This is a genomic window from Syntrophomonas zehnderi OL-4, from assembly GCF_000983115.1.
Taxonomy (GTDB): Bacteria; Bacillota; Syntrophomonadia; order Syntrophomonadales; family Syntrophomonadaceae; genus Syntrophomonas_B; species Syntrophomonas_B zehnderi.
In genome coordinates this window covers 60,812-63,690 of the sequence record NZ_CGIH01000039.1, presented here as the reverse complement: position 1 = coordinate 63,690, position 2,879 = coordinate 60,812, and the positions used below count along the sequence as shown (strand labels likewise).

General features: G+C 37.4%; 4 protein-coding genes. 3 read left to right on the top strand and 1 reads right to left on the bottom strand.

Going from position 1 to position 2,879, the window contains the following annotated elements; translation table 11 throughout:
- The first annotated feature begins 17 nt into the window (after window positions 1-17).
- The 3 genes from AAV90_RS15485 (at window position 18) to AAV90_RS11470 (ending at window position 2,194) form a co-directional block, all read left to right on the top strand.
- Window positions 18-179, top strand: a complete 162-nt coding sequence (locus AAV90_RS15485) for a DUF4367 domain-containing protein (RefSeq protein ID WP_084691573.1) — start codon at window positions 18-20, stop codon at window positions 177-179.
- A gap of 216 nt (window positions 180-395) precedes the next feature.
- The gene (locus tag AAV90_RS11475; protein WP_046499220.1) at window positions 396-1,646 is read left to right on the top strand and encodes a hypothetical protein; all 1,251 of its coding nucleotides are present in this window, start codon (window positions 396-398) and stop codon (window positions 1,644-1,646) included.
- A 77-nt stretch (window positions 1,647-1,723) separates the two neighbouring features.
- Window positions 1,724-2,194, top strand: a complete 471-nt coding sequence (locus tag AAV90_RS11470) for a hypothetical protein (protein WP_046499217.1) — start codon at window positions 1,724-1,726, stop codon at window positions 2,192-2,194.
- A 170-nt stretch (window positions 2,195-2,364) separates the two neighbouring features.
- Here AAV90_RS11470 and AAV90_RS11465 read toward each other — a convergent pair whose 3' ends face one another.
- Window positions 2,365-2,745, bottom strand: coding sequence for an integrase core domain-containing protein (locus AAV90_RS11465; RefSeq protein ID WP_046499215.1), 381 nt, complete (start codon window positions 2,743-2,745; stop codon window positions 2,365-2,367).
- Window positions 2,746-2,879: the final 134 nt, after the last annotated feature.

Here is a 2,879-nt window from a genome sequence, read left to right as displayed (position 1 = left end):
CGCAAAACGCTTCCTCCATTGAGACGGTCAATATCAACGGACATGAAGGAAAGCTTATTATCAAAAATGCTATGCTTACAATCATATGGCCCATGCATGACCATATGTGCATCATTCGGGGACAGATGGAAAAAGACACGGCAATAGAAATAGCCGAAGGAGTAAGATATATAGATTAGCTAAGGAAAATTTGAAAAAAGTAGAAAAAATTTGTTGCAGGAAGCCTTCTTAGTTGTCTTTTATTTATGAAAGACATTTTAAGGAGGTGGAGCCTATGAGGGGGTAAACAAAGTTCAATTAGGGAAGTAGCATATTATTATCATAAAAATACGAGGCTCTGTAAAGTAATTTTCATTTAAGTTTACAGAACGGATAGAAATTAAAGGAGTGATTTTATGAACAAAAAAAAGATTTTTACCGGCTTATGTCTTATGGCAGCCTTACTAATTGGTATTGCATATTTGCCAGCTTCAGCAGAATTAATATATAACCAGCCGGACCCACAAAGAATTCAGCCGATTGATACTGGATGTTCACATTGTAATGATCCATATACCTTGGAATCCCCAAAAGATTCAGTGGCCACAATAAGATTTGAAAAACAAATGAAGCAAGCTGATCTCGAAGAATTTGTTGAAAAGAACCAAATAATAATAAAATCTTTGGAATGGGAATGGGGAGATCATAAAACATATTATCCGGTAAGTTCTGAAATAAGCCTTTCAGATGCAATGAATGACCTTAGACAGTACCAAACAAATTATTTAAAAGGCCTTATAGCAGAAATCCCAGAAATACAAAAGGATTATGCCGAAAAGGGTATAACTAATGATTTAGATAAGCAACTTGAACAGTTCAAAATACAGCTTGAATATGTGAAAGAGAAGCCAATTCAAGTTGCATCGATTAAGGTACAAGTGGGAAATGATACGCTTAAAAACCTGTTGGTCCAAAAAGGTATAACAGTAGTTGACTATAAAAGCCTAAATCCCGACTCGAACAATCTTTATTCGAATCAGGCTGATCTTAATAAGAATGAGAAAAACGCCACCGAAAGCAGCGTATTAACTGCTATTGCTGGATGGGAACCTAATAACGGCATTTTTATTTTAAATGATACTAACACCTATGATGGACCTTGCATTAGAAACTACATTAACTGGACAAATATTAGTGGTTTTTCCTCATATCCCGGTTATGAACACGATGTAAAGGTAGCCCCTTTTAATTTCACCGAAGCTCAAAATACTCATAGTATACCAGTGTCACCGTGGGTAGACCCTAGTGGTCCATGGTCGACCAATTTCCCGAGCAGTGCAGTACCTTATCTGGATACACGCTGGAGCGACAGTACTAGTGGCGGAAAAGACTTTACTATTGGGATTGCCAAAGGATCTGTATTAAGTACTACAACGACGTATATAACTACTATAGGAACTAACAGGGCATCCTCAAACTATAGTACTGCGAATGTTACACTTCAAGCTCAACTAGAGAGACTACCCAAGCCAGGAGCTGAACAGGAATTTTGTAATCAGTTCTCGCCAACGCTTGGTTTTCCTCAAGCTTGCATGTTTGTTCAGGAAACCGGTTTCACAAAATATTTTACTGCATCCCGAACTAAATATAACAAATTTTACTGGTAGAATATAAACAAATCATTACATAGCCATGAATTATATTTTTCATGGCTATGTAAATTAATATTAAAAAGGAGTATTTTATGCAATACAAAGTCACAACGAGACTGGTGATTATAAGTGCTGTTTTCATATTCATTGTATATTTATCGATTTTCATCAATTCTTATCCAAGGATAACTATCATCTATAATGATAATGAATACTCACAGGCCAGCCTTCAGGCTATTAAGAATATTGAGAATCTTAAATGGGGAGAAATTTGTGATCCGTTACCATGTTGGCTTCAGCTTAAGGTACAAAGCGTTACAAGTCTTGAAAAGGATGAAATCATGCAAGATAATGCACCTATACCAGTACAACGTACAAGGCAAATTCCAGCTATTGAGCTAATTAGTGACGGAAATGTTAATGAAGGCCCATTGGTAAGTTGTCCGCGTCATAGCTATTTAGTCACAGTACTTATAATGCAACCATCGTGGAGCCGTTTGTTTAGTAGCAACTATGCTCTAAATGGAAGTAGAATAAAGTTCTGTGTAAATACTAATAAGTAAATGGAGCGATTTTGTGAAACAAGTAGATTTACAGGGAAAACCTATCTATTTTTACATGAGAGTGTTGCATATTGATTCATTATGCTGAGGACGCAGGAATAGCAGGTATAGTGCCCCCGTTGTCAAGACACATTTCAAAAAAGAATAAGCTAAATGTGTCCCTCCTCTTCTTAAGATGCTAATTGGGCAAGGTCCTGATGGTAGAAGTCAACGGGGCGTCTATATCCAAGCGATCCATGGAGCCGCTGCTCATTGTAAAATTTTATGTATTGATTTAACCCTCTGCGCAGAGATTTCGGGGTTTCATACTCATTAAGGTAGATATTCTCGTACTTGAGCGTTCGGAAAAATCGCTCTACAAAAATGTTGTCCAGGGCTCGTCCCTTGCCATCGGAGGTGGACTCATTGACCTTGTCTATACTTCCAGAAGTGTAGCGATTAACCATATCAAACACAGAGATATTGAGAAAAAGCATGTTTATCCCGGAGGCGAATTCGATCTGGAGGAAATCCCAAGCCTTGATGACGACATCGAATACAGAATTATTCATCAAGAAGAAATCAAAGAAATGGGGAAGGCCGTATTAAAGCTCCCGGCCAAGCACAAATACCTGCTGTATTTAAAATATATGCTGGGAATGAACGATAAGGATATAGCCGAAATATTAAATATAGCTCCTAACAG

Bases quoted from the DNA above. Each gene is read 5' to 3' on its own strand.
- AAV90_RS11470 (WP_046499217.1), top strand. From the start codon at position 1,724: ATGCAATACAAAGTCACAACGAGACTGGTGATTATAAGTGCTGTTTTC.
- AAV90_RS11465 (WP_046499215.1), bottom strand. From the start codon at position 2,745: ATGAATAATTCTGTATTCGATGTCGTCATCAAGGCTTGGGATTTCCTC.
- AAV90_RS11475 (WP_046499220.1), top strand. From the start codon at position 396: ATGAACAAAAAAAAGATTTTTACCGGCTTATGTCTTATGGCAGCCTTA.